Here is a 21565-nt window from a genome sequence, read left to right on the forward strand (position 1 = left end):
TGCTCTCTACATCTGCGACCCTACAGGGACTGCTTGTCGGTTATGTTACACATTAACGATAAACAACATAACGCAGGGAGCCTGTGCCTCGCAGAAACCGGTCCCTCGCAAGATCGACAGACGATCCATGCGAGAGTTGCGCCGCGGTCAATTTGAACGGGCATCGGCGCTATGGAAGCCAATGCCCGTCCGTCTTGGTTTTGCCTGCCTTAGTGAGCGGCCGCGAGCAAGGTCTGCTGTGGCGGCACATAGCTCAGCATCGTTCCGCCGTTGCCGTCGGCCGCGAGCACGAAGGACGAAGCTGCGTACTGCGCCAGCAGCGCCCAGGAGTAGCTCTGGCCGCCGTCGGTCGTGACCGTCAGATTGTTCGCGCTGTCGACATCGACACTACTGACCACCGTGTTGCGGAAGTCGATGGTGTCGTCAGCGCCGAAATTGGCGATCGCGCCAGACAGGCCCGTCGGCGCGTCGAGCACCAGCGTTGCGCCGTTCGAGCCGCCGAAATCGACGTTCTGGAGCAGGCCGCCGGCGTAGACATGCTCGCTGCCGCCGTCGAGATGCGAGTTCGAGGCGATGCCGCCCGCCCCCACTTCCTGCTCGCCACCACCGCTGACGGCTGCGGCGGTCGCAGCACCTGCGACGAACTGATAGCCGCCATTGATCGTCGCACTGCCGTCGGTGGCGCCGGAGTCCACATACTGGAAGCCGTCGGTCTCGATGGTCGTGGCGGTGGTTGCGCCGCCCGAACCGACATATTGCCGCCCGCCGGCATTGATGGTGGTGCCGGTGGCATGGCCGTCCGTGAGCACCTGCTGCTCACCGTCGAGCACGGTGTTGGTGACTGTCCCCTGGGAAACGTCCTGATAGCCGCCCGCCGCAACGGTCGTGCCATCCGCACTGCCGCCCTGATAGACATGCTGGATGCCGCCGCTCTCGACAAGAACCGCGATAGACGTCCCGTAGTCGTACTGAACGCCGCCTGCGCCAACGGTCGCGCTCGTCGTTGACCCGACGATGTACTGCCGGCCACCAGCGATGGTCGCACCGCTGTCGGTGGCGCCGGCGTCGACATACTGGAAGCCGCCGATCGCGATGGTCGTATTGGTGGTCGCGCCACCGGAGCCGACATATTGCCGGCCACCGGCATTGATGACGGTGCCGGCAGCCTGGCCACCGGCAAGCACCTGCTGATTGCCGGCGAGCACGGTGTTGGTGGCCGTCCCCTGGTAGACGTCCTGATAGCCGCCCGCAGCAACGGTGGTGCCGCTGGCACTGCCGCCCTGATAGACGTGTTGGGAGCCGCCGCTCTGGACCATTGCGCCGGTCGCTGTGCCGTAATCGTATTGATTGCCACCCGAGCCGATCGTGGCATTCGCGCTGCTGCCCGTCACATATTGCGTACCGAAGACAGTCGCATCGTGGTCGGCGCCGGCCGTGCTTTGGGTGCCAAGAGCCTCGATGACGGTGCCGTAGGTGCTGCCGTTGACGTAGATGTTCTGGAGTCCGCCCGACTTGATCGTGGTGTGGATCGCCGTGTTGCCGACCGTTTGCGTGCCATAAAGCACCGTGTCCTTGGCGGTCCCCTGGAAGCTCACGAGCTGAGTGGCGCCAGCCTGCACCAGGGTCCCGGTCGCCGTGCCGTATTCGAGCCCTTGGCTCCCACCATTGTATATCGTTGCCCCGGTCGAGGTCCCGCGGACGATTTCGCCCGCGCCAGAGAGAACGATCGCGCCGGTCTCCGCGGCGTTGGAATCCACGGTGAAGAAACTGTCGACAACCACCGCGTTGGCGAGCTGCGTGCTGGAGACAAGCGTATAGTTGCCCCTGATGAGCGTATAGGTCGGCGAGGCGCCGACATTGCCTGCGGCATCCGAGAATCTAGCCACGATCGTCGTCAATCCGTATGGCACGACCTGGCTATTGAACTGCCACGATCCGGTCGCGCTGGAGACGATCACGTCGGTCCCTCCAATCGAGACGGTCACCTGCGCCGGCACGTCGGTCGTCCCCTGCAGGGTGACCTTCGGGTTTGACACCGACGAGTCGGCCGACAAATTGATGCCCGTGATCCCGAGCGATGCGGTCGCATCGACCGTGAAGGTGAACGCCGGGCCGACGCTGCTGTTGCCGTGGGAGTCGGTCGCAGCCGCGACATAGCTGTAAGTGGTGCCGTCCTGCAGGCCGGACACGCCGAGGCTCCACGTGCCGTTCTGGCCGACCGTGGCCGTGCCGACGACTGCGTGAGTCATGGCGTCGGTGACCGAGATGGTGTCGCCGGCATTGCCGGTGCCGGCCAACATCGTCGCCCCACCATGGAAATGCGCCGCGTTGATGTAATTGTTGCCGTCGGCGCCGAGCGTGACGTCCCCGTCGGTGATGGTCAGCGCCGGCGACGTCCGCGCGATCGTGTACGCCGGTCCCGTCTCGCTGGATGAACCGGTCAGCAGGATATCGGTGCCCGAACTTTGAGTGAAAGGATTGGTGCCGAATTGATATCCGACCAGAACGTCGGCCTTGCCGTCGCCGTTCAGGTCACCGACGCCGATCTGCCCGGCGGTCTTGTCGAGCGGCGAGATCCTCACTTGCCCGAACGTGCCGTCGCCGTGACCGAAGAAGGTCGAGAGCGTGTTGTTGGTTCCGACGACCACGAGATCAGCCACGCCATCGCCGTTGATGTCGGCGACCGCGCCGGATCCGATCGTACCCGCCGCCTGAAGAGTCGTCCCGGACGAGGTGAAAGTACCGTCGCCGTTGCCGAGCAGGATCGAGATTGTGGCGCTGCTGACGGCCGCCATGTCGAGCTTGCCGTCACCGTTGAAATCGCCGGTGAGGACAGATGTCGCCGTCTTGACCGGGGACGACGGAGCCTGGAACGTGCCGTCACCATTGCCGAAGCTCAGCGCTATTGCCAGATTGGTCGAATTCCTCGTCACGAGGTCGAGCTTGCCGTCTCCATTGAAGTCGCCATAGGCGATGGAGCCGACGCCGAGATTCGTGGTGATGGCAGTCCCAAACGTACCGTTGCCATTTCCTGGCAGGACCGTGCTGCCGACGACGATGTCGAGCACGCCATCGCCGGTCACGTCGATCACTTTAGGTGTTTGATAGACGCCGCTGCCGGCGGAATAGCTCGTGTTGGCCCCGAACGTGCCGTTACCGTTGCCGAGACGAACAGTCACGGTACCGTCGAGGGTGACCTGTGCGATGTCCAGCTTGCCGTCGCCATTCAGATCGGCAAGCGCCAGCAAGGGCAATAGGCCTGGGCTCGAGGTGTTCGAGGCTGAGGAGAAGTGACCGGTGCCGTCGTTCAGCGCCACGCTGACGTAGCTCGGGTTGACGAAAAAGTTTGTCCCCATCACGACGTCCAGCTTCCCGTCTCCGTTGACGTCGCCGATCGCGAAGGACGTCGGGCTGTTTACGGTCAGCTTCGATTCGGATTGGTACGGTCCGACATAGTAACCATTGGTATCGTGGACGTTGCTTCCCGTGAACTGGAGCGCCACCGAGCCGGAGCCGAATCCGGTATTCACCGTGACCGTATAGCTCGAAAGGTTGCTGCCGGCGACCGGTGTCACGTCGGTGATGCCCGCGCCGCCGATGCTGCCACTCGTTGCAAGGCTGAACTGATCAATCGTGACGCCAAGAACAGGCTTCGAGAACGTGACGGTGTAGTGCACCGTTCCGGCGTCGGTCTGGGTCGGATCGGTCGCTGTGATGCTGGTGATGGTCGGAAGATCGGGGATGACGGGCATCTGAATTCCCTGCGGTGGCGCGTGTTGATGCGGGGATTCGAAATGCACACTGGCCCCGGACAAACCGGCGCCAGGCACATTCGATCGCGCGGCAGCAATTCGAAATTGCACGCCGTGCTCTCTACATCTGCGACCCTACAGAGGCTGCTTGTCGGTTATGTTACACGATAACAAAAATAACATAACAGGGAGAGGCTGTGGATAGTCGGCCTCATAGCTCCAGTAGACCGCCGTCCCCATTTTCGTCGGCGAAGGCCAGCAGCGTGCCCTTGGCGTTCCAGGCAATCGCGGCGACCGGAGGCGTGCCATTGCGGCGAACGAGGATCTCGGCGCCGTCCTCGAGCCGCACCATCAGCACGGTGCCATCGCTGTAGCCGGCGGCGAGGATGTCGTTCTTCGGATGGCAGGCGACCACGGACACGCGCGCCTGCAGGGGCGCGAGCATCGCGGGCTCCTTGCCCATCGGGCCGTCCTTGCTGCCGAACGGCCAGATGATGACTGTGTCGGCACCCGAAGTCGCCAATCCTTTGCCGCCCGCGCTCCATGACATCGAGCGGACGCGGCCGGGATAGCCGGTCATGCGCATGTGCCTGTTGTCGGCAAGCCGCCAGCCGTGCAGCGCCGCCTCGTGCATCGTGGTGACCAGGAACTTGTTGTCCGGGCTGAAGGTGACGCCGAGATGCGAGCCGGCCCAGGGCAGGAATTCGGCCGATCCTTCCATGTTCGGAAACCACAGCGTCGCGCCGTTGTAATGGGCAATCGCGAGCCGCAGGCCCTTCGGCGCGAACGCGAGACCGCCGACGGTCGAGGGCACCTCGAGCGACTTCTCCTCGGTCTTGCCGCTCTTGACGGTGGCCGTCTTGCCGGCCGACCAGGCATAGGCCCCGTCGGGATGCAGCGCCACCGCGTCGATCCAGCGCCGCTTCGGATCGGTGGCGAGCAGCGTCACCTCACCCTTGGCGTCGAGCGACACGACCTTGCCATCGTCGCCGCCCATCATGAGGCGCTTGCCGTCGGAGGCGGTCGACAGAATGCCGCTACTATGCACGGCGACCGTCGTGATCTCGCCCTTGGCGTCGACGAACGCGACATTCTCCTCGCCGCCGACGAAGGCGGCGCGGGGCCCAAGGAAATACACCGAGGTCACGCCCATCCCGAGCGTAACAGGCTTGACGCGATCGGTGACGGAGACGATCGAGGCGGAATCGGGGGCCGGCGTAAACTCTTTCATCACGAGACGATGCAGCTCTCAAAACCCTCGCGAATGGCCTTTTCCGGCAATTCGCGACCGATGAAGACGAGGCGGCTCTGGCGCGGCTCGCCGTCCTTCCATTTCCGCTGGTGGTTGCCCTCCAGCATCATGTGAACGCCCTGGAAGACGTAGCGGTCATCGTCGTCGTGGAACGCAAGGATGCCCTTGGAGCGCAAAATCTTCCCGCCCTCCACCTGCACCAGGTTCTGGAGCCAGGGCATGAACATGTTCGGATCAAGCGGCTTGTCGGTCTTGAGCGAGAGCGACTGCATGTCCTCGTCGTGATAGTGCTTCAGGCCGTGGCCGTGATCATGGTGGTGATGGTCGTGGCCGTGATGATCATGGTCATGGTCATGATCATCGGCATTTAAAAAGTCCGGCTCGATGTCGAGGATGCGGTCGAGGTCGAACGCGCCGCGGTCGAGCACGTCAGCCAAGGCCACCGAGCAGCGCTCGGTGCGGTGCAGCTTCGCATAGGGATTGATGGCGCGGATGCGGGCCTCGACCTCGGCAAGCTCCGGCTTGGTGACGAGATCGGTCTTGTTGAGCACGATGACATCGGCGAAGGCGATCTGGTTCTTGGCCTCGGGCGCATCCTTGAGCCGGTCCGACAGCCATTTGGCGTCGGCAACCGTGACGACGGCGTCGAGCCGCGCGTTCTTCTGCACGTCCTCGTCGACGAAGAAGGTCTGGGCGACAGGCGCGGGATCGGCAAGGCCGGTGGTCTCGACGATGATGGCGTCGAACTTGCCCTTGCGCTTCATCAGGCCGTCCATGATGCGCACGAGGTCGCCGCGCACGGTGCAGCAGATGCAGCCATTGTTCATCTCGAACACTTCCTCATCGGCGCCGATGATGAGGTCGTTGTCGATGCCGATCTCGCCGAATTCGTTGACGATGACGGCGTATTTCTTGCCGTGGTTTTCCGACAGGATGCGATTCAAAAGCGTGGTCTTGCCGGCACCGAGATAGCCGGTCAGCACGGTCACGGGAATTTTCGGGGAAGTCGCTTCAGACATAAGAACTCCGACATCGGGCTTTTCCGCGCGACGCGAGGCGGGGTGGCCCCCTGCCCTAGTGGTCAAGCGCGCTGGTCAGGGCCTTTATATTGTGCCTGACCATGTCAATGTAAGTGGGGGCAAGCCCCTTTTCGCCCGTCAGACCGTCCGAAATCAGGGTCCCGCCGACCTTGGCCCCGGTCTCGGCCGCGATCCGCCGGATCAGACGGTCATCACTGATGTTTTCCAGGAACACGGCCGGGATCTTTTGGGCCTTGATCTGGCCGATGATGGCGGCGATGTCCCGCGCGCTGGGCTCGGTCTCCGTGGAGACCCCCAAGGGGGCCACGAACTGGACACCATATTCGGCGGCGAAATAGCCGAAGGCGTCGTGGGTGGAGATCACCTTGCGCCGCTCCGGCGGGATTTTCGCCGCGGCCTCCCGCACCTCGCGGTCGAGCGCTTCGAGCTTGTCCAGATAGGCCTTTGCCCGGGCGCGGAAGAACTCGGCGTCGTCAGGGTCGGCCGCAGCCAGCGCATTGGCGATGTCGCTCACGTAGATCCTGGCGTTGGGGACGGACTGCCAGGCATGTGGATCCGCGGCCGAGCCGAGCTTCAGCGGTGCGATGCCGGCACTCACGGTGACCACCTGCGCCTTGCTTCCTGCGGACTGCACCAGACGGGGCAGCCAGCCTTCGAGGCCGAGCCCGTTGACGATGACGAGCTTTGCATCCGCAATCCGCTTCGCATCGCTTGGCGCGGGCGTGTAGACGTGGACGTCGCTGTCGGGGCCGACCAGCGTCGTGACGTCGACCCGATCGCCGCCAACGTTCCGGACGAAATCGCCGAGGATCGAGAAACTCGCGACGACATTGAGCCGCTCAGCCGCATGCAGCGGCGAGGCGATCAGCAGGAGCACACAAAGCAGGAGGCGCCGCATCGTCACGCCTCCAGATGCCGGCCGGGAAACATCTGCCGGACGATGCCGCCGACGCGGCCGAACAGCACCGAGACGATGTAGAGCACCGTCGCCACCAGAATGATCGCAGGCCCCGACGGCACGCGGGTCTGGAACGACAGCACGAGGCCCGCATAGCCCGAGACGGCGGCAGCGACGACGGCGATGCAGATCATGACAGTGAGATCGCGCGACCAGAACCGGGCAATGCCGGCCGGCAGGATCATCAGGCCCACCGCGAGCAGCGTGCCGAGCGCCTGAAAGCCGTTGACGAGGTTGATCACGACGAGCGCGAGGAAGGCGAGATGCGCGGGGCCGCCGGCACGGCTGACGGTGCGCAGGAACAAGGGATCGACGCTCTCGATCACCAGCGGGCGATAGATCACCGCGAGCACCAGCAGCGTGACCGTGGCGTTGAAGGCCACCACCAGCAGCGTCTGGTCGTCCATCGCGAGGATGTTGCCGAACAGCACGTGCAAGAGGTCGATGTTGGTGCCCTTGATCGAGACGATGGTCACACCCAGCGCCAGCGAGGCCAGATAGAAGGTCGCAAGCGAGGCGTCCTCCTTGAGCCCGGTCGAACGCGCGACCACGCCGGCGAGGATCGCAACCGCAAATCCTGCAACCAGGCCGCCGGCGGTCATCGCGAACAGATTGAGGCCGGAGAGCAGGAAGCCGACGGCAGCGCCGGGCAGGATCGCATGCGCCATGGCATCGCCGACGAGGCTCATTCGCCGCAGCATCAGGAACACGCCGATCGGCGCACCCGCCAGCGACAGCGCGATCACGGCGGCGAGCGCGCGCCGCATGAACTCGAATTCGGTGAACGGGCCGATCAGCGCGTCATAGATCATCTGCGATCACGCCGCCCGCGAGCGTCCGTCCTCGGCGCAAGCCGTGGCACTATCGTCAAAAGCCTCGCACATCCGCATCGCGACCAGCAGGTTTTCCGGCGTCAGCACCTCCGCCGTCGGCCCCCAGGCCACGGGACCGCGCGCCAGCACCAGTGTTTCGGTGAAATGGTTGCGCACCATTTCCATGTCGTGCAGCGCGGCGAGCACGGTGCGGCCCTCGCCGTGCCAGTGCTTCACCAGCGCGAGCAGATCGGCCGTGGTCTTGCTGTCGATCGCGTTGAAGGGCTCGTCGAGCACGATCAGGCGCGCGTCCTGGAGCAGCACGCGCGCGAACAAGATGCGCTGCATCTGCCCGCCCGAGAGCGTTCCGATGGGGCGGTTCTCGAAGCCGTTGAGGCCGACGGAAGCGATCGCGCGCAGGATCTTCTCCCGCGCAGCCTTGCCGATGCCCCCGAACAGGCCCGCGTCGCGCCACAGCCCGGTGCCGACGAAGTCGAACACCGAGATCGGGAAGCTGCGGTCGATCTCCGCGCTCTGCGGCAGATAGGCGATATCGCGGCTATCGAGCCCGCCGAGATGGATGCTGCCGTCGAGCGGCCGGAGGATGCCGACGATGCCGCGCAACAGCGTCGACTTGCCGGCGCCGTTCGGGCCGATCACGGCTACCAGCGCACCGGAGGCGACCTCGCCGTTGAGATGATGCACGGCCGGATGCCGGTCGTAGCCGAGCGTGACATTATGGAAGTGCACGGCCGCCATGGTCACCTCATCGCCAGGAAGACCACGCCCCAGAGCACGGCACAGACGGCAAGCGCGGCCGCGAGGCGGCCGGCCATGGTCATGCGCAGGATCGACCAGGGCGCGTCCTGGGCCGGATGGGGCGAGGCCGCATCATGGACATGGGCGTGGGTATGATCGTGTCCATGCGAATGCCCGTCGCCATGAGAATGGTCATGGGACTGGCCATGAACGTGGTCGTGGTGATGAGCGTGGGACGCGGCGGGAACCATGCCAGCGACGTTATATTATAACATTACCCCTGTCCACGGCCGGCTCAAGGCTTGCCGATCACCATCGCGATGGCTGCGGCGACGAACGGGAACGGCACCGAGACGGCGCAGCGGAACCAGACGAACCGGGCCGGCATGAACGGGATTTCCCATAAAATCACCCGCTGGAAGGCAAATAAGGCCCAGGCGACGACATAGGCAACCACCTGCGGTACCCCACCGCCCGACTTCAGCGCCACCGTGCCGATGGAGAAGCCGATCACGGGTCCGCCGGGCGTGGCGGCGCCGGCGACCACGGCGGTCGCAACCCCGAGCCAGCCACTGTCCGGCCCGAGCCAGCCGGTGATCACCTCCTGCGGGATGATGGCGGCGATGTAGCCGGAGCCGATCACCCCGAGCGCGATGCGCGGCACGATGTTGATGAAGTCCATGGAGCCTTCGCGGAGCGAGGCCTTGAACACCGGTGGGCCGCGGCGAAAGGCGATCAGGCCGACGCCGAACACCGAGCCCCACAACAGGATGTCGATCAGAAGCGCGGCGCTCAATTCTCGTCGTCCTTCGCGGCCGGCTGCGGATAGATCCGAACATAGACGAAGCGGCCGAGCGCGCCGGCGAGCACCGGCAGCGGCAGCGAGATCAGGATCCGCCACAGCGTGAAGTCGGTGCCCATGATCGGGATTTCCCAGGCCACCGCGCGGCCGTAGCCGATCAGGGTCCAGCTCACGACCATGGCGATGGTGGCGCCGAAATCGGCGCCGACGGCGAGCAGCGCGCTCGCCACAGGATAGGCGGTGAAGGGTCCGCCCGGCAGGATCGCACCGAAGGCGGTGCCGATCAAAAGGCCCATCAGGCCGGATTTCGGCCCGAGCGAGCGCGAGACTTTTTCGTGCGGCAGGATTTCGGAGATGAAGGCCCCGAGCAGGCAGCCGGCCAGCACGCGCGGCAGGATGCCGCCGAACAGCGAGAGGTCGTGCGTGAGAATCTCCAGGACACCGTCCGTGCCATCACGCCGCCAGACCAGGCCCGCGCTCACCGCCACCAGCACCGCGATGATGATGGTCGACCAGCCGATCGGCTCGCGCACACGCCCCGGCCGCGGCTCGGACTCCGCGTCCTCGGCAGGCGCCGGATTGTTCGGGGAAGGCTCTGACAACGGGCTCGGTGGGCTCGAGGGTGATGCCCATCCTGATTAAGGGCGCCGCCCATGCGATGCAAACAGTACGATGGCGGGAAGCGATGCGCACCTCGCGCAGGGCCATGCGAAGCAGCAGTCGAATTCCGCACAGCAAAAAGGCGGTCGCGCATGCGACCGCCTTTTCGAGTTCGTCATCCCGGAGCGGCGACGCCGCACCCGGAAAGTGTGATGGCTCAGGCCTTGTCGAACAGGGACTCGACGTATTCCCAGTTCACGAGGTTCTCGACGAACGCCTTCAGATAGTCCGGACGGCGGTTGCGATAGTCGATGTAGTAGGAGTGCTCCCAGACGTCCACGCCGAGGATCGGGGTGGCGCCGTGCACCAGCGGATTCTCGCCGTTCGGGGTCTTGGCGATCTCGAGCTTGCCGTTCTTGACCTGGAGCCAGGCCCAGCCGGAGCCGAACTGGCCAACGCCGGCCGCCTGGAAGTCCGTCTTGAACTTCTCGAAGCCACCGAGGTCCTCGTTGATCTTCTTCTCGAGCTTGCCCGGCAGCTTGGTGCCGCCGCCATTGGGCTTCATCCAGCTCCAGAAGTGGATGTGGTTGTAGTGCTGGCCGGCATTGTTGAACACGGCCGGGTTCTTGCCGAACGAGCCCTTGACGATCTCCTCAAGGGACTTGCCTTCCCATTCGGTGCCCTTAAGCGCGTTGTTGCCGTTGGTGACGTAGGCCTGATGATGCTTGTCGTGGTGGAATTCCAGCGTCTCCTTCGACATGAACTGGCCGAGGGCGTCATAGGCGTAAGGGAGTGGGGGCAGCGTAAAGGTCATGGGTTGTTGTCCGCGACTGATGGGGAACTGGCTTAACGGGGACTCTTATAGAAGGTTCCACCGCCGTTAAATACCGCCAATTTGCGAAATTGCGTGATGCGGCCGATTGGCCGGATTGCATAAAATCGACGCATGTGGGGCGCGCTTCGACAGGCCGTAAAATATCATTGCCTTTGAGGCGCTTATGGCGGAACGAACGCACCATGGCGCGGAGATGCAAAAGAGAAAGCAATGAGCATCGAGATCGACATCCTGAACGGCGACGCTTCGTGGCGGATCGCACAGCCCCTGCTCAGTGCGGTCTGGGGACGCGACGCCGCCGAGAAGCCGTCGTGGAGCCACGTTAAATGGGCCAATGCCGACCTTCGCGTGCTGATCGAGACGCCCGAGGACGGCCTCGTCTGCCACGTCGGCATCTACTTCCGTACCGTCACCTGGAATGGACAGAAGGTTCACATCGGCGGCATCGGCGGGGTCTGCACCCGCGAGGACCGGCGCGGCCGCGGCTACGCGACCATGGCGATCGACGCAGCCATCCACACCATGCGCGCCAACGAGGCGGTCCGTTTCGGGCTGCTGTTCTCCGAATCGAACAATTTTGCGTTCTACGAGGCCCGCAGCTGGCTCCCCTTCAAGGGCGAGGTCTATTGCGAGCAGCCGGAGGGTCGGATCCGCTTCGACTACATGGCGCCCTACGTCTTCAACATCGTCCGCGCGCCGACGCTGGGCACCATCGACCTATGCGGCCTGCCCTGGTGAGCCCTGCGTGAGGGGAGGACTGGCGCGAAGATGCTGCGCCCGATAAGATGTCGATCGTCATCCAATATTCCGCCCGGTGAACATGACGATCGACGCCTCCGCAGACGCCGCGCCGCCACGTGCACCGGTCGCTTCCCCCATTGCGAGCCTGTTGACGGCGCCGATCCTGCCGACACTGCTGCGGCTCGCGATCCCCAACATGATCGCGATGGTCGGCAGCACGCTGGTTGCGATTGCCGAGACCTCCTATATCGGCCGGCTCGGCACCATTCCGCTGGCGGCGATCGCGCTGGTGTTTCCGTTCGCGATGCTGACGCAGATGATGAGCGCGGGCGCGATGGGCGGCGGCGTTTCGTCCGCGATCAGCCGCGCGCTCGGCGCAGGCGATCGTGACCGCGCCGCGACGCTGGCGCTGCACGCCGCCATCATCGGCCTCTGCGGCGGACTGTTCTTCACGGTGATGATGCTCGCCTTCGGCCGCAGCTTCTTCACGCTGCTCGGCGGACGCGAGCGCGTGCTCGAGGAAGCCAGCGGCTATTCGCAAATGCTGTTCTCCGGCGCGGTCGCGATCTGGCTCGTCAACACGCTGGCCTCGGTGATCCGCGGCACCGGCGACATGCGCCTGCCTTCGATGATTCTGATCGGGGCGAGCGCGCTCCAGATCGCGCTCGGCGGCACGCTGGGGCTCGGCCTATTCGGCTTGAAGCAATTCGGCATGCCGGGTGTCGCTGCCGGCCAGTTGATCGCCTTCACCTGCGCGGCGATCTTCTTCCTCTGGTATCTCCTGTCCGGCCGCAGCCGGCTGCCGCTGAAGGTCCGCACCTTCCATTTCGAACGCGCGATGTTCCTGGACATCCTCAAGGTCGGCGCGGTCGCCTGCCTGTCGCCGCTCCAGACCGTGCTCACGATTCTGATCTTCACAAAAATCCTCGCGACCTTCGGCACCGAGATGCTGGCCGGCTACGGCATCGGGTCACGGCTGGAATTCCTGCTGATCCCGATCACCTTCGCCTTCGGCATCGCCTCGGTGCCGATGGTCGGCATGGCGATGGGCGCCGGGCATGTGAAACGCGCGCGGCGTGTCGCCTGGACCGCGGCCGCGGCCTCGGGATTGACCGTCGGCCTGATCGGCCTCGTCATCGCGCTTGATCCGGCGTTGTGGGTATCGCTCTTCACCGGGGATCCCGGCGTCACCGCGGCGGCGCACAGCTATTTCCACTGGGCCGGTCCGGCCTTCGTGTTCTTCGGCATGGGCGTGTCGCTGTATTTTTCCTCGCAAGGCGCAGCGCGCGTCGGCGGTCCGGTGCTGGCCTCCACGGCGCGGCTGCTGATCGTCGCGATCGGCGGCGTCGGTCTCATGACGGCGCAGGCGCCGGCCTGGACCTTGTTCGCACTGGTCGGCGGCGCCATGGTCGTGTTCGGGCTTTCGACCGCGGCCTCGGTCGCCTTCGCACGCTGGGGCAAATGAGCGCAGGCAAATAAGCGCGGGAATGTGATTCCATCCAGCGTTGCACTATCCTGCCGGACTGCTATGGAGGCGCCTCCATTTTCGGGGGCACTTTCCATGTTCGGCAGATTCGCCATCCTTTCCATCATCCTGACTGCACTGTTTGGTGCGACCGCCGCCCACGCGCAGAGCGCCGATGGGACCTGGCTGACGCAGGCCGGCGATGCGCGCGTCAAGATCAGCAAGTGCGGCGGCGGCATCTGCGGCCATATCGTCTGGCTGCGCGAGCCCTATGACACCGCGACCGGCCAGCCTGCGATCGACAGCAAGAATCCCAATCCAGCGCTCGCCAAACGCGCGATGATCGGGCTGCCGCTGTTCAGCGGCATGGAGCCCTCAGGGCCGAACAAATGGTCGGGCCAGATCTACAATGCCGATGACGGCAGCACCTATGCGAGCAACGTCTCCGTGACTGGTGCGGATTCGCTGCGGGTCGAAGGTTGCGTCGGCGCGCTCTGCGGCGGCGAGACCTGGACGCGCGCGGGACGCTAGCTCGCGCCTGCCATCATCGCCTTCAACGCCGTTGCCGCCGACGCGTAGCCGCCGCGCGCGCCGTCGATGAAATGGACGTGGTCGCTGCGCAGGGCCGATGGCGTGAAACAGGTCATCATCGCGGCGTCCTGCGGGTAGAGGCCGTAGCGCACGACGCCGTCGCGTGCCGCAGCCGCGAGACGGTCGCTCAACGCGCGCTCGAGCTGCGGGGTGCAGTCGAGGATCATGCGCAGGCCGTCGTCATATTTGCGGAAGTCAGAATTCTCGACCACCTGGCGCTTGTAGACGTTTGGCACGAAACCGCCGACGTTGAGGTCGAAACGCATGATCAGATAGACGAACAGCGTGTAGGCCAGCACGCGGGCGCGGCGCGCGACCAGCGGACCGCCGCGTTTGGTGCGGGCTTCGAATTCCAGCCCCTGCGGCGGCCATTTCAGCGGCGGCCCCTGCGGCGGCACCGGGCGGCCGCCATCAGGGCTGCGCTCGACGAGATGGATGATGTCCTCGATCACCTTGCGGAAGGCGTGCGGATCGACACCGCGCGCCGGCATCACCAGCACCGACAGGATCAGGCCGCGCGCGGACGGCATCACCTCGAAGCGGCAGGACAGGCCGGAAAGATCGGGCTGCGTGCCGGCGGGTGCCTCGGCGACCGCGAACTCGCCGCGCTTCATGGCGGCGTCGGCCCAGGCGAGCCCTCCGCCGGAAAACATCGCATAGGACAAATTGGCCGACGGACCGAAGCGTGCGACGCGCACGTCGAGCCCCTGCGCGCGAATTGCACCCACCGGCACCAGCGCGACGCGCATCTTCAGATCGAGGTCTTCCCGCACCCAGGTTGCGGTCGCGGCCAGCGCCTCACGGGCACGTTCGACATCGGAAGGCGCGACCGCAAAGCTCGCGCCGTCGCCGCCGAACACGAAGGGGAATTCGCGTCCCTCGAGCGCGTTGGTCACCGCCGCGATCACGGCGGCACCGGCCATGTTGACCGCCTTGTAGCGCTGCGCCGCAATCGCCTTGGTGGAATCGACGATGTCGGCAACGCCGATGCTCCAGTCGTCAGGCAATCGCGAATAGAGCGCGGGGTCCATCAGGCTGGTGAAGCCGCGAAAGACGGGAATGCTGCCGTAGAAGGATTCGCCTGATGTCATCGAGTGATGCCGGATGGTTGGGAAGCGCGTCCGAGGAAGATACGAGGCAGGATCGATCCGGGTTCGCCGCCCGGCGTCCCCTCTTTCGATTCCCGATCATTGGCCGAAATGCACCCGGACAACAAGATCGCGCACGCTGCAAATGCCGCAGTCCGTCATTGATCGGCGTCAAAGAGCCGGCCGGAAGAGCGGCTATGGTCGGGGCATATCCAGAGATTACATGGGATGATCGAAGTGCCCGACTTCGGCAACAAGGACTCGACGGCTCCAGTGCGCCGACGCACGCGGCTCGATCCGCTCAGCGCGGTGAAGATGCCGGAAGCACTGACCGCGGCCGTCGACGCCTGGGCTGAAGCTCATCACTTGTCGCGTTCGGCTGCGATCTGCAAGCTGGTCGAACTGGGCCTGAAGGTCGCGCCCCCGGCATTCTCGTCGGCCCAGCCGGTCGCATCCGACGCCACCAGGATCGAGGCGCTGGCCGTGCACGAGATCGAGCGGCTGCTCGACCCCGCATTGCCAACGGACGAACGCGAACGCCGCATACGCCGCCTGACCGAAGGGCCGCCGGAATTTTCACGCGAGCGGATTGACCTGCCGAAGTGAACGCCTAGTGGAGCTTTTCGTCCTCGCGCTTGCGCAGGGCGTCGAGAGAGAGATCGTGGCAGCCGACCAGGCGCACGAATTGCTGCGGATACATTTCATGACCGTGTCCGCCGGAATTCTGATGCGTCATCGGGGGGCAATGGACATCGTCCGGCTTCGCGCGAGGCTCCTCGATCCGGGCTTGATTTGAAGCGGTCATGTTTGAAGTGGCCATCGACTGCTCCCTCTCGATTAGGGCAGATCGATTGACGTAAGCCAATCGATTGCGGGGCATCTTACGACCAAATCCGGCTCGATGTCATTGCGTCGGATCAACTCAATCGTGGCGGCGGAGTTCCGCTTACGCCGTGTTCCCCGCATCGATCGTGAACACGGTGCCGGTGACGTTGCGGCCGCCCTCGCCGAGCAGATATTCCACCATGCGCGCGACATCGTCGGTCTCCGGCAGGCGACGTAGCGCGCTGCGGCCGGCGATGCGCTTGCGTCCTTCGTCGGAGAGATTGTGGGTCAGCTCGGTGTCGATGAAACCAGGCGCGATCGCGTTCACGGTGATGCCGAGCTTGCCGACCTCGCGCGCGAGCGAGCGGGTGAAGCCGGTGGCGGCGGCCTTGGTCGCGCCGTAGACGGACAGGCCGTTGTAGCCCGTGGTCGCGATGATCGAGGAGATGTTGATGATGCGGCCGGCACCGTCCGCCATCATCTGGCGCGCGACATATTTGGTGAGAATGATCGGCGACAGCACGTTGAGCTGCACCAGCGCCTCGATCTCGGAATTGTGCATGGTGGCGAGCAGGCCTTCGGTGCCGAGGCCGGCATTGTTGACGAGGCCGTAGATCGGGCCGAACTCGTCGCGGATAAGCTTTGCGAACGCCGGGATCGCGTCGATCACGGCGAGGTCGCAGGCGCGGAAATGCAGGCGCCCTTCGGAGGGGCCGATCGCCGCCCTGAGCTCTTCGCTCTCGCGCCGTGCCGCCGCAATCACATTATAACCGGCATCAGCCAGCCGCTTGCCGATCGCAAGGCCGATGCCGCGGCTGCCGCCGGTGACGAGGACATTATGCATCGGTGCGCGCCAGTTTTCCGGCCGGGGTGACGTCGAGTGCATCGACGAAGCGGATCACCGCCGGCACCTTGTGGGACGCGAGCTGCGCGCGGCATTGATCCAGGATCTGGTCCCGGATCTCCTTCACCCGCGCCTGATCGGTGCCGTCGGCAAGGATCACGTCCGCGACGACGATGCCGCCGGTGATCGGGCTGCGGCGCGATTTCGCCCGCGACATCCGCACGTCGGAATGACGATTGATGACCGCCTCGATCTCCTCGGGGTGAACCTTCAACCCGCCGATATTGATGATGCCGCCGCGGCGGCCGACGAAATAATAGCGGTCACCGCGCAGCTCGACGATGTCGCCGCTGTCGACGAACCCGTCGTCATCGGTCAACGCGGCCGCATTGCGGCCGATGTAAGCATGCGCCGTGCGCGTCGAGCGGATGCGCAGCGAGCCGTCGACGACCTTCATCTCGACGCCGTTGCGGTTGCCGAGATAATCGGCCGGAAAGCCCTCCAGCCCGTCATTGACGGCAAAGCCGACGCCCGCCTCGGTCGAGGCATAGGCGTGACCGACGGAGGAATTCGGGAACGCGGCCTTCAGGCCGTCGAGCACCGCCTGGTCGGCGATCTCGCCGGACAGACGGACGTATCCCGGCGCGAACTGTGCAGCCGAGCCGCTCATCAAGAGCTTGCGCCAGTGCGATGGCGTGCCGGAGATATGGGTGACACCGCGCGCGTTCAGGCGCGCGACGTGGTCGCCGAGCGCTTCATGCGGATCGGACAGCACCATCGAGCCGCCGGAGAGGATGGCGCGCAGGAAGATCTGCAGGCCGCCATAGCGGCGAATGTCGTAGAATGTCGCCCAGGCCGGCGCGGGTCCGCGCGCAGGGCCTTCGGCGACGATGGCGCCCGTCAATGCTTCCAGCGTATGGCCGGCGATTTTTGGTACGCCCGACGTGCCGGACGTCAGCATCAGCCATTCGGTGGCGCGTTCGGTCCTGGCCGGCGTGGCGGCCTGAAGCGGCAATTGCGCGGTGACGACGAGCGCGATTGTCTTTGCGGCCCATTGCGCGGGCTCGTCGGTGACGACGGCATCGATCTCGGCGTCCGCGATCAGCGCATCGAGATGCGCCGGATTGAGATCGGGCGGGCACAGCAGCATGCGCCGCGCGACACCGTCGAGCTCGACCATGGCGAGGCCCGATTTGAGCTGGTCCGACAGCTTCAGCAGGACAGAGCGGCCCGCCAGCTCACGCAGGCGGCCGCCCAGAACCGTATGCGGCAGCACATCCGTCAGCGACACCACATGATGGGCATCGGAGATCGTGCGGCCCTTGAGCTCCGGGCTCAGATAGTCGCGGAGCGCAAAAATCTCACGCGGGGACATTTTCGTAGGCCCGCACGAAATCGCCCACGGTGGCGGGGAACGCTACGTCCTCGGAAATGGTGAAGGGATCGACGCCGGTCTCGTCCTCGAGGCGCGCCACCAGAATTGCGAAGGCGAGGGAATCGAAACCCGTCTCGTGCAGGGACAGATCGTCCGAGAGTGCGGGAAGCGTGACGTGCTGCTCCTTGGCGATCTGCTGGATCGCTTCGATGACCTTAGACCTTACCGACATGGCTGGCTCACTCTTGTTATTGATGGTTCGTGTTGCAGCGGCTCTTGATGACCGCCTCCCCAAGGCCCGTGTTGTTTACCCGACAGAAGTAAATGGCTTCTTGGACAATTCAGATAAAATTGGACCTATCTGGCGGATTTTCGTGCGGCTAGAACCTGATCGCGCCATCGATGATCCCTGCGTACACATCCGCGTCCAAGGCGATGTAGCCGCCGGATTTCGGGTCGAGCATGAACAGCGGATCGTTGATCGTGGCCGGATCAAAGCCGTCCCGGGCCAGCTCGCCTTTCTTCTGCTTGAACGTCTCGGTCGCATCGAGCTCGCGCGAGATGCGAATGAAGACAGGGCGGGCGTAAACCGGCAAGCGCTGCGCCAGATGGGCGGGTAGCCCCTCGATGTCAAACCCCTCGTTGACGACGATGGCGCTCATGCCGGCGCGGCCGTCGGTGCCGGGGATGCTGATGCCATAGGTGGTGGCATCGATCACGCCGGTGAAATCGCGCACGGCGTCGTTGACCTCCGATGTCGCGACGTTCTCACCCTTCCAACGAAAGGTGTCGCCGATGCGGTCGACGAAATGGAAGAAGCCCTTGTCATCGAGCCGCATCAGATCGCCGGTGCAGAACCAGACATCACCCTTGGCGAAGACGTCGCGCAGGATCTTCTTCTCGGTCTCGCCGGCGTCGGTATAGCCCTCGAAACGGCCACCGCCTTCATCCGCGGTGCCGATGCGGCCGATGGCTTCGCCGGCCTCGCCCCTGGCGCACGCAACGCAAAAGCCCTCTTCGTTGCGCAGCGGTGCACCGCTATCAGGATCGAGCTTGACGAGACCCGCCGGAAAGCGATGCGCGAGCAGCGGCGGAACGCGGCCGATCGCACCCGGCTGGCCCTCGACGTTGAACAGCGAGAAATTGCCTTCCGTCGCCGCATAGAATTCGAGGATGCGCGGAATGGCGAAGCGACCCTGAAAATCCTCCCAGATGTCGCCGCGCAGGCCGTTGCCGCAAACGAGCCGCAGGCGGTGACGGTTCTCGTATTCGGACGGCGCCGCCTTCAGAAGATAGCGGCAGAGCTCGCCGATGTACTGGAACAGCGTGCAATCGTGCCGCACGATGTCGGGCCAGAAGTTCGAGGCCGAAAATTTCTCCGCGATCACCACCGAGCCGCCGGCGGCGAGCATGCTGCACGGGGCGACAATGCCGCCGACCGAGTGGAACAGCGGCAGGCAATCATAGAGCCGGTCCTGCGGGGTGGCGCCGGTAAGGCCGGCGAACCAGAAGCCCCAGTTGAGGATGCGGCGGTGGCTGATGCTCGCCGCCTTCGGCAGGCCGGTGGTCCCGGAGGTGTAGATCAGCAGGGCCCGGTCGTTGATCGTCACGTCGCCATGCTCGTCCGGCGAGAGCGGCCCGTCCTCGAGCGCGGCAAGTGCGACGTCGATCGCGCGCTCGCTGCGGGCATCGCCATGGGTCCAGACTTTTGCTTCTGTCTTCAGGTGCGGCGACGCGCCGTCCAAGGCTTCCATGAGCTCGTGCGCGACGATGACATGCGACGGCCTGGCGACATCGACGCAATGCGCGAGCGACTGGCCGACGAGCCTGGTGTTGATCAGCGCGACCACGCCGCCGACCCGGCTGATGCCGAGCCACGCGGCAACATAGTCGATGCCGTTCCGCATGATCAGCGCGACGGTATCCCCCTTGGCCACGCCGACCGAGCGCGCCCAGCGCGCATAGCGGTTGATGCGCTTCGAGAGGCCTGCGTAGTCGATCGTTGTCTCATCTGCGACCAGCGCGGTGCGAGCGGGCTGACGCTGCGCCCAATCGTCAACGACGTCGGCGAACAGCCGGCCCGGCAGCGTCTCGATGCGCGCGGTGAGCTCGATCGCCTTCAGCCAGATCTTTGAAGCCGAAGGTGCGCGCGCGACTTTCGGTTGCTCGATGACGCCGGTGGTCATGCCGTCCATTCTTTCGGAACGTATCTGCTGCTTCCCCAAGCTTAGCTCGCGCGCCCTGCCCAGGTGTTAAGAGACAAGGTAAAGCCAGGTTAGTACGTGATTAACTCTGGCCATCCGACGCGGGCGAGTTCGGCGGCATGCAGACGGCGGCGACCGACCGCCGGCGCAAGGTGATCGAGTTGTCGGGGATCAGGAAGGCGTAGCGATCCGGCCTCGCCGAGGCTAGGCGCTCCCTGGCAAACGGGCTATGCTTTTCTACCCTGCGTTGTCATGGCTACGAAAGGGAGACGTCCCGTGGCTCACGATCCGTCAGAGTTTCCGGTCCAGGCCGCGCCGTTCGAGCAGCGCCTGACGAATTTCGCCGGCCGCGTGAAGGGTGGGCAGGCCAGGGTGGTTGCGATCGGCTCGTCGACCACGGCGGGCGAAGGAGGCATCGCTCCCTATCCGCAGCGGCTGCTGGCGGATCTTCGGATCAAATATCCAAATGTCGGAATCGAGGTGATCAACCGGGGTGTCGGCGGCGAAGAGGCCCCTGCTGAGCTCAAGCGGTTCGACCATGACGTCTTCGATCTGAATCCCGATCTCGTCATCTGGCAGGTCGGCACCAATTCAGTATGGCAACCCGCCGATCAGAATCCTCCCTCGTTCGCAGACACCACGAAGGCCATCCGCGAAGGTGTCGACCGGCTGCTCGACGCCGAGCGGATCGACGTGATCCTGATGGACCTTCAATATGTGCCGGCGCTGCTGACACCGGCCAAGCTCAAAAAGACGGAGGCCATGGTCGAGGCGATCAGCGAGATCGCGCATGTGAAGGGCGTCAACGTCTTTGGTCGCTTCGGGCTGATGAAGGGCTGGTACGATGTCGCAAGGATTTCGTTCGACCGCATGGTCGACCCGGGCGATGATAGCAGACTGCACGCCAGCGACTGGACCACGGACAAGATGACGTGGCAATTGACCGACGCGATCGTCGCCGCTGCCAACAAGGCGCCTCACGGCACCTAGCTCTGCGCGCTCCGCCGGATTCGCAGCTGAACGGGTGGCGGGCGCTAGCCGCTTCGCCTGTAGCGTGGGCGCGGCGGCGCAACATTGACCGGATAATACGGATTGAGATCGCAGGTCGCGGCGCGGCCCGACGCCGTGGCGCGGCACTGCGGCAGCGACGTGAAGGAGCAATCGTACCACTCCCCGCCGCCGCCGTTCGCGCCGGAATAGACGTGCATGCAGACGGGATAGCTGGGATCAAAGGTCTGCGCATGCGACGGCGCAGCTGCGGTCAGCGCGCCGACGGTGATGATCAGGCCGGATGAGAAACGCATGAGGGATGTTGCTGCGTGCCGCATCGCGAACAACTACTGCACCTTCTTGTGACGCTTGCGCGGGGGCGGCGGCGGTTCGTTGTAGGCGTAATAGGGATTGACATCGCAGCTCGCCGCGCGGCCCGACGCCGTGGCCCGGCACTGCGGGATCGAGGTGAAGGAGCAGTCGTAATAGTCGCCGCCACCGCCCCGGCCGCCCGAAGTATAGACGTGCATGCACACCGGATAGCGCGGATCATAGGTCTGGGCGTCGGCATCTGCCGCCACGAACAGCGTGGCAATCGCGGTGAGGGTCAGGACAGGCAGGCGCATGGAGAC

General features: G+C 64.8%; 23 protein-coding genes. 5 read left to right on the forward strand and 18 right to left on the reverse strand.

Annotated features, from left to right (window positions below; genetic code table 11):
• Positions 1-209: 209 nt before the first annotated feature.
• The 10 genes from AB7Z56_RS38985 to AB7Z56_RS39030 form a co-directional block, all read right to left on the reverse strand.
• Positions 210-3752 (reverse strand): FG-GAP-like repeat-containing protein, encoded by a 3543-nt coding sequence (locus AB7Z56_RS38985; RefSeq protein ID WP_063985722.1) that lies wholly within the window; start codon positions 3750-3752, stop codon positions 210-212.
• 211 nt (positions 3753-3963) lie between these two features.
• Complete coding sequence (locus tag AB7Z56_RS38990) at positions 3964-4983, reverse strand: WD40 repeat domain-containing protein (protein ID WP_354098032.1); 1020 nt, start codon at positions 4981-4983, stop codon at positions 3964-3966.
• Positions 4983-6023 carry a CobW family GTP-binding protein gene (locus tag AB7Z56_RS38995; protein WP_063985724.1) on the reverse strand — a complete coding sequence of 347 codons (1041 nt, stop codon included), beginning with the start codon at positions 6021-6023 and terminating at the stop codon, positions 4983-4985. The genes AB7Z56_RS38990 and AB7Z56_RS38995 overlap by 1 nt, the downstream gene beginning before the upstream one ends.
• A gap of 55 nt (positions 6024-6078) precedes the next feature.
• A complete protein-coding gene (locus AB7Z56_RS39000) occupies positions 6079-6942 on the reverse strand; it encodes a metal ABC transporter solute-binding protein, Zn/Mn family (RefSeq protein WP_063985725.1) in 864 nt (287 codons plus the stop codon).
• 2 nt (positions 6943-6944) lie between these two features.
• Positions 6945-7814: a metal ABC transporter permease gene (locus AB7Z56_RS39005; RefSeq protein ID WP_063985726.1), complete on the reverse strand. Its 870-nt coding sequence runs from the start codon at positions 7812-7814 to the stop codon at positions 6945-6947.
• Between the two features lie 6 nt (positions 7815-7820).
• Positions 7821-8573 (reverse strand): metal ABC transporter ATP-binding protein, encoded by a 753-nt coding sequence (locus tag AB7Z56_RS39010; protein ID WP_063985727.1) that lies wholly within the window; start codon positions 8571-8573, stop codon positions 7821-7823.
• 2 nt (positions 8574-8575) lie between these two features.
• Positions 8576-8824: a hypothetical protein gene (locus tag AB7Z56_RS39015; RefSeq protein ID WP_063985728.1), complete on the reverse strand. Its 249-nt coding sequence runs from the start codon at positions 8822-8824 to the stop codon at positions 8576-8578.
• A gap of 44 nt (positions 8825-8868) precedes the next feature.
• Positions 8869-9369: a hypothetical protein gene (locus AB7Z56_RS39020; protein WP_008138982.1), complete on the reverse strand. Its 501-nt coding sequence runs from the start codon at positions 9367-9369 to the stop codon at positions 8869-8871.
• Positions 9366-9977 carry a permease gene (locus tag AB7Z56_RS39025; protein ID WP_063985729.1) on the reverse strand — a complete coding sequence of 204 codons (612 nt, stop codon included), beginning with the start codon at positions 9975-9977 and terminating at the stop codon, positions 9366-9368. Before AB7Z56_RS39025 ends, AB7Z56_RS39020 begins: the two co-directional genes overlap by 4 nt.
• Before the next feature lie 215 nt (positions 9978-10192).
• Positions 10193-10789, reverse strand: a complete 597-nt coding sequence (locus tag AB7Z56_RS39030; RefSeq protein WP_063985730.1) for a superoxide dismutase — start codon at positions 10787-10789, stop codon at positions 10193-10195.
• Positions 10790-11020: 231 nt separating this feature from the next.
• Here AB7Z56_RS39030 and AB7Z56_RS39035 point away from each other — a divergent pair, with 231 nt between their 5' ends.
• The 3 genes from AB7Z56_RS39035 (at position 11021) to AB7Z56_RS39045 (ending at position 13547) form a co-directional block, all read left to right on the forward strand.
• Positions 11021-11548, forward strand: a complete 528-nt coding sequence (locus AB7Z56_RS39035) for a GNAT family N-acetyltransferase (protein ID WP_063985731.1) — start codon at positions 11021-11023, stop codon at positions 11546-11548.
• A gap of 82 nt (positions 11549-11630) precedes the next feature.
• On the forward strand, positions 11631-13016 hold the full coding sequence (locus AB7Z56_RS39040) for an MATE family efflux transporter (RefSeq protein ID WP_063985732.1): 1386 nt from the start codon (positions 11631-11633) through the stop codon (positions 13014-13016).
• 96 nt (positions 13017-13112) lie between these two features.
• A complete protein-coding gene (locus AB7Z56_RS39045; protein WP_063985733.1) occupies positions 13113-13547 on the forward strand; it encodes a DUF2147 domain-containing protein in 435 nt (144 codons plus the stop codon).
• Here the strand turns inward: AB7Z56_RS39045 and AB7Z56_RS39050 are convergent.
• Positions 13544-14698 (reverse strand): DUF3095 domain-containing protein, encoded by a 1155-nt coding sequence (locus tag AB7Z56_RS39050; RefSeq protein ID WP_063985734.1) that lies wholly within the window; start codon positions 14696-14698, stop codon positions 13544-13546. The genes AB7Z56_RS39045 and AB7Z56_RS39050 overlap by 4 nt on opposite strands.
• A gap of 225 nt (positions 14699-14923) precedes the next feature.
• Between AB7Z56_RS39050 and AB7Z56_RS39055 the strand changes: the two genes are divergently transcribed.
• On the forward strand, positions 14924-15301 hold the full coding sequence (locus tag AB7Z56_RS39055) for a hypothetical protein (RefSeq protein WP_231143659.1): 378 nt from the start codon (positions 14924-14926) through the stop codon (positions 15299-15301).
• A 4-nt stretch (positions 15302-15305) separates the two neighbouring features.
• Here the strand turns inward: AB7Z56_RS39055 and AB7Z56_RS39060 are convergent, their stop codons facing one another.
• The 5 genes from AB7Z56_RS39060 to AB7Z56_RS39080 form a co-directional block, all read right to left on the reverse strand.
• Positions 15306-15515 (reverse strand): hypothetical protein, encoded by a 210-nt coding sequence (locus tag AB7Z56_RS39060; protein ID WP_155794867.1) that lies wholly within the window; start codon positions 15513-15515, stop codon positions 15306-15308.
• A 126-nt stretch (positions 15516-15641) separates the two neighbouring features.
• The gene (locus AB7Z56_RS39065; RefSeq protein WP_063985737.1) at positions 15642-16364 is read right to left on the reverse strand and encodes an SDR family NAD(P)-dependent oxidoreductase; all 723 of its coding nucleotides are present in this window, start codon (positions 16362-16364) and stop codon (positions 15642-15644) included.
• Positions 16357-17739: a class I adenylate-forming enzyme family protein gene (locus AB7Z56_RS39070; RefSeq protein WP_063985738.1), complete on the reverse strand. Its 1383-nt coding sequence runs from the start codon at positions 17737-17739 to the stop codon at positions 16357-16359. Before AB7Z56_RS39070 ends, AB7Z56_RS39065 begins: the two co-directional genes overlap by 8 nt.
• The gene (locus AB7Z56_RS39075) at positions 17726-17971 is read right to left on the reverse strand and encodes an acyl carrier protein (RefSeq protein ID WP_014491754.1); all 246 of its coding nucleotides are present in this window, start codon (positions 17969-17971) and stop codon (positions 17726-17728) included. The genes AB7Z56_RS39070 and AB7Z56_RS39075 overlap by 14 nt, the downstream gene beginning before the upstream one ends.
• Before the next feature lie 148 nt (positions 17972-18119).
• Positions 18120-19934 carry a long-chain-acyl-CoA synthetase gene (locus tag AB7Z56_RS39080; protein ID WP_063985739.1) on the reverse strand — a complete coding sequence of 605 codons (1815 nt, stop codon included), beginning with the start codon at positions 19932-19934 and terminating at the stop codon, positions 18120-18122.
• 285 nt (positions 19935-20219) lie between these two features.
• Here AB7Z56_RS39080 and AB7Z56_RS39085 point away from each other — a divergent pair, with 285 nt between their 5' ends.
• Positions 20220-20933: an SGNH/GDSL hydrolase family protein gene (locus AB7Z56_RS39085; protein ID WP_063985740.1), complete on the forward strand. Its 714-nt coding sequence runs from the start codon at positions 20220-20222 to the stop codon at positions 20931-20933.
• 44 nt (positions 20934-20977) lie between these two features.
• Here AB7Z56_RS39085 and AB7Z56_RS39090 read toward each other — a convergent pair whose 3' ends face one another.
• Complete coding sequence (locus AB7Z56_RS39090) at positions 20978-21247, reverse strand: DUF3551 domain-containing protein (RefSeq protein WP_063985741.1); 270 nt, start codon at positions 21245-21247, stop codon at positions 20978-20980.
• Between the two features lie 33 nt (positions 21248-21280).
• Complete coding sequence (locus AB7Z56_RS39095; RefSeq protein WP_063985742.1) at positions 21281-21559, reverse strand: DUF3551 domain-containing protein; 279 nt, start codon at positions 21557-21559, stop codon at positions 21281-21283.
• Positions 21560-21565: the final 6 nt, after the last annotated feature.

Source organism: Bradyrhizobium sp. 482_C4_N1_8 (assembly GCF_052075965.1).
GTDB classification, from domain to species: Bacteria; Pseudomonadota; Alphaproteobacteria; order Rhizobiales; family Xanthobacteraceae; genus Bradyrhizobium; species Bradyrhizobium barranii.

Excerpts from the sequence above, each read along its gene's own strand:
- AB7Z56_RS39010 (WP_063985727.1), bottom strand. The coding sequence starts at position 8,573 with ATGGCGGCCGTGCACTTCCATAATGTCACGCTCGGCTACGACCGGCAT.
- AB7Z56_RS39090 (WP_063985741.1), bottom strand. The coding sequence starts at position 21,247 with ATGCGTTTCTCATCCGGCCTGATCATCACCGTCGGCGCGCTGACCGCA.
- AB7Z56_RS39095 (WP_063985742.1), bottom strand. The coding sequence starts at position 21,559 with ATGCGCCTGCCTGTCCTGACCCTCACCGCGATTGCCACGCTGTTCGTG.
- AB7Z56_RS38990 (WP_354098032.1), bottom strand. The coding sequence starts at position 4,983 with ATGAAAGAGTTTACGCCGGCCCCCGATTCCGCCTCGATCGTCTCCGTC.
- AB7Z56_RS39040 (WP_063985732.1), top strand. The coding sequence starts at position 11,631 with ATGACGATCGACGCCTCCGCAGACGCCGCGCCGCCACGTGCACCGGTC.
- AB7Z56_RS39000 (WP_063985725.1), bottom strand. The coding sequence starts at position 6,942 with ATGCGGCGCCTCCTGCTTTGTGTGCTCCTGCTGATCGCCTCGCCGCTG.
- AB7Z56_RS39015 (WP_063985728.1), bottom strand. The coding sequence starts at position 8,824 with ATGGTTCCCGCCGCGTCCCACGCTCATCACCACGACCACGTTCATGGC.
- AB7Z56_RS39055 (WP_231143659.1), top strand. The coding sequence starts at position 14,924 with ATGATCGAAGTGCCCGACTTCGGCAACAAGGACTCGACGGCTCCAGTG.
- AB7Z56_RS39070 (WP_063985738.1), bottom strand. The coding sequence starts at position 17,739 with ATGTCCCCGCGTGAGATTTTTGCGCTCCGCGACTATCTGAGCCCGGAG.
- AB7Z56_RS39005 (WP_063985726.1), bottom strand. The coding sequence starts at position 7,814 with ATGATCTATGACGCGCTGATCGGCCCGTTCACCGAATTCGAGTTCATG.
- AB7Z56_RS39050 (WP_063985734.1), bottom strand. The coding sequence starts at position 14,698 with ATGACATCAGGCGAATCCTTCTACGGCAGCATTCCCGTCTTTCGCGGC.
- AB7Z56_RS39060 (WP_155794867.1), bottom strand. The coding sequence starts at position 15,515 with ATGGCCACTTCAAACATGACCGCTTCAAATCAAGCCCGGATCGAGGAG.
- AB7Z56_RS39075 (WP_014491754.1), bottom strand. The coding sequence starts at position 17,971 with ATGTCGGTAAGGTCTAAGGTCATCGAAGCGATCCAGCAGATCGCCAAG.
- AB7Z56_RS39045 (WP_063985733.1), top strand. The coding sequence starts at position 13,113 with ATGTTCGGCAGATTCGCCATCCTTTCCATCATCCTGACTGCACTGTTT.
- AB7Z56_RS38995 (WP_063985724.1), bottom strand. The coding sequence starts at position 6,023 with ATGTCTGAAGCGACTTCCCCGAAAATTCCCGTGACCGTGCTGACCGGC.
- AB7Z56_RS39080 (WP_063985739.1), bottom strand. The coding sequence starts at position 19,934 with ATGGACGGCATGACCACCGGCGTCATCGAGCAACCGAAAGTCGCGCGC.
- AB7Z56_RS39030 (WP_063985730.1), bottom strand. The coding sequence starts at position 10,789 with ATGACCTTTACGCTGCCCCCACTCCCTTACGCCTATGACGCCCTCGGC.
- AB7Z56_RS38985 (WP_063985722.1), bottom strand. The coding sequence starts at position 3,752 with ATGCCCGTCATCCCCGATCTTCCGACCATCACCAGCATCACAGCGACC.
- AB7Z56_RS39065 (WP_063985737.1), bottom strand. The coding sequence starts at position 16,364 with ATGCATAATGTCCTCGTCACCGGCGGCAGCCGCGGCATCGGCCTTGCG.
- AB7Z56_RS39035 (WP_063985731.1), top strand. The coding sequence starts at position 11,021 with ATGAGCATCGAGATCGACATCCTGAACGGCGACGCTTCGTGGCGGATC.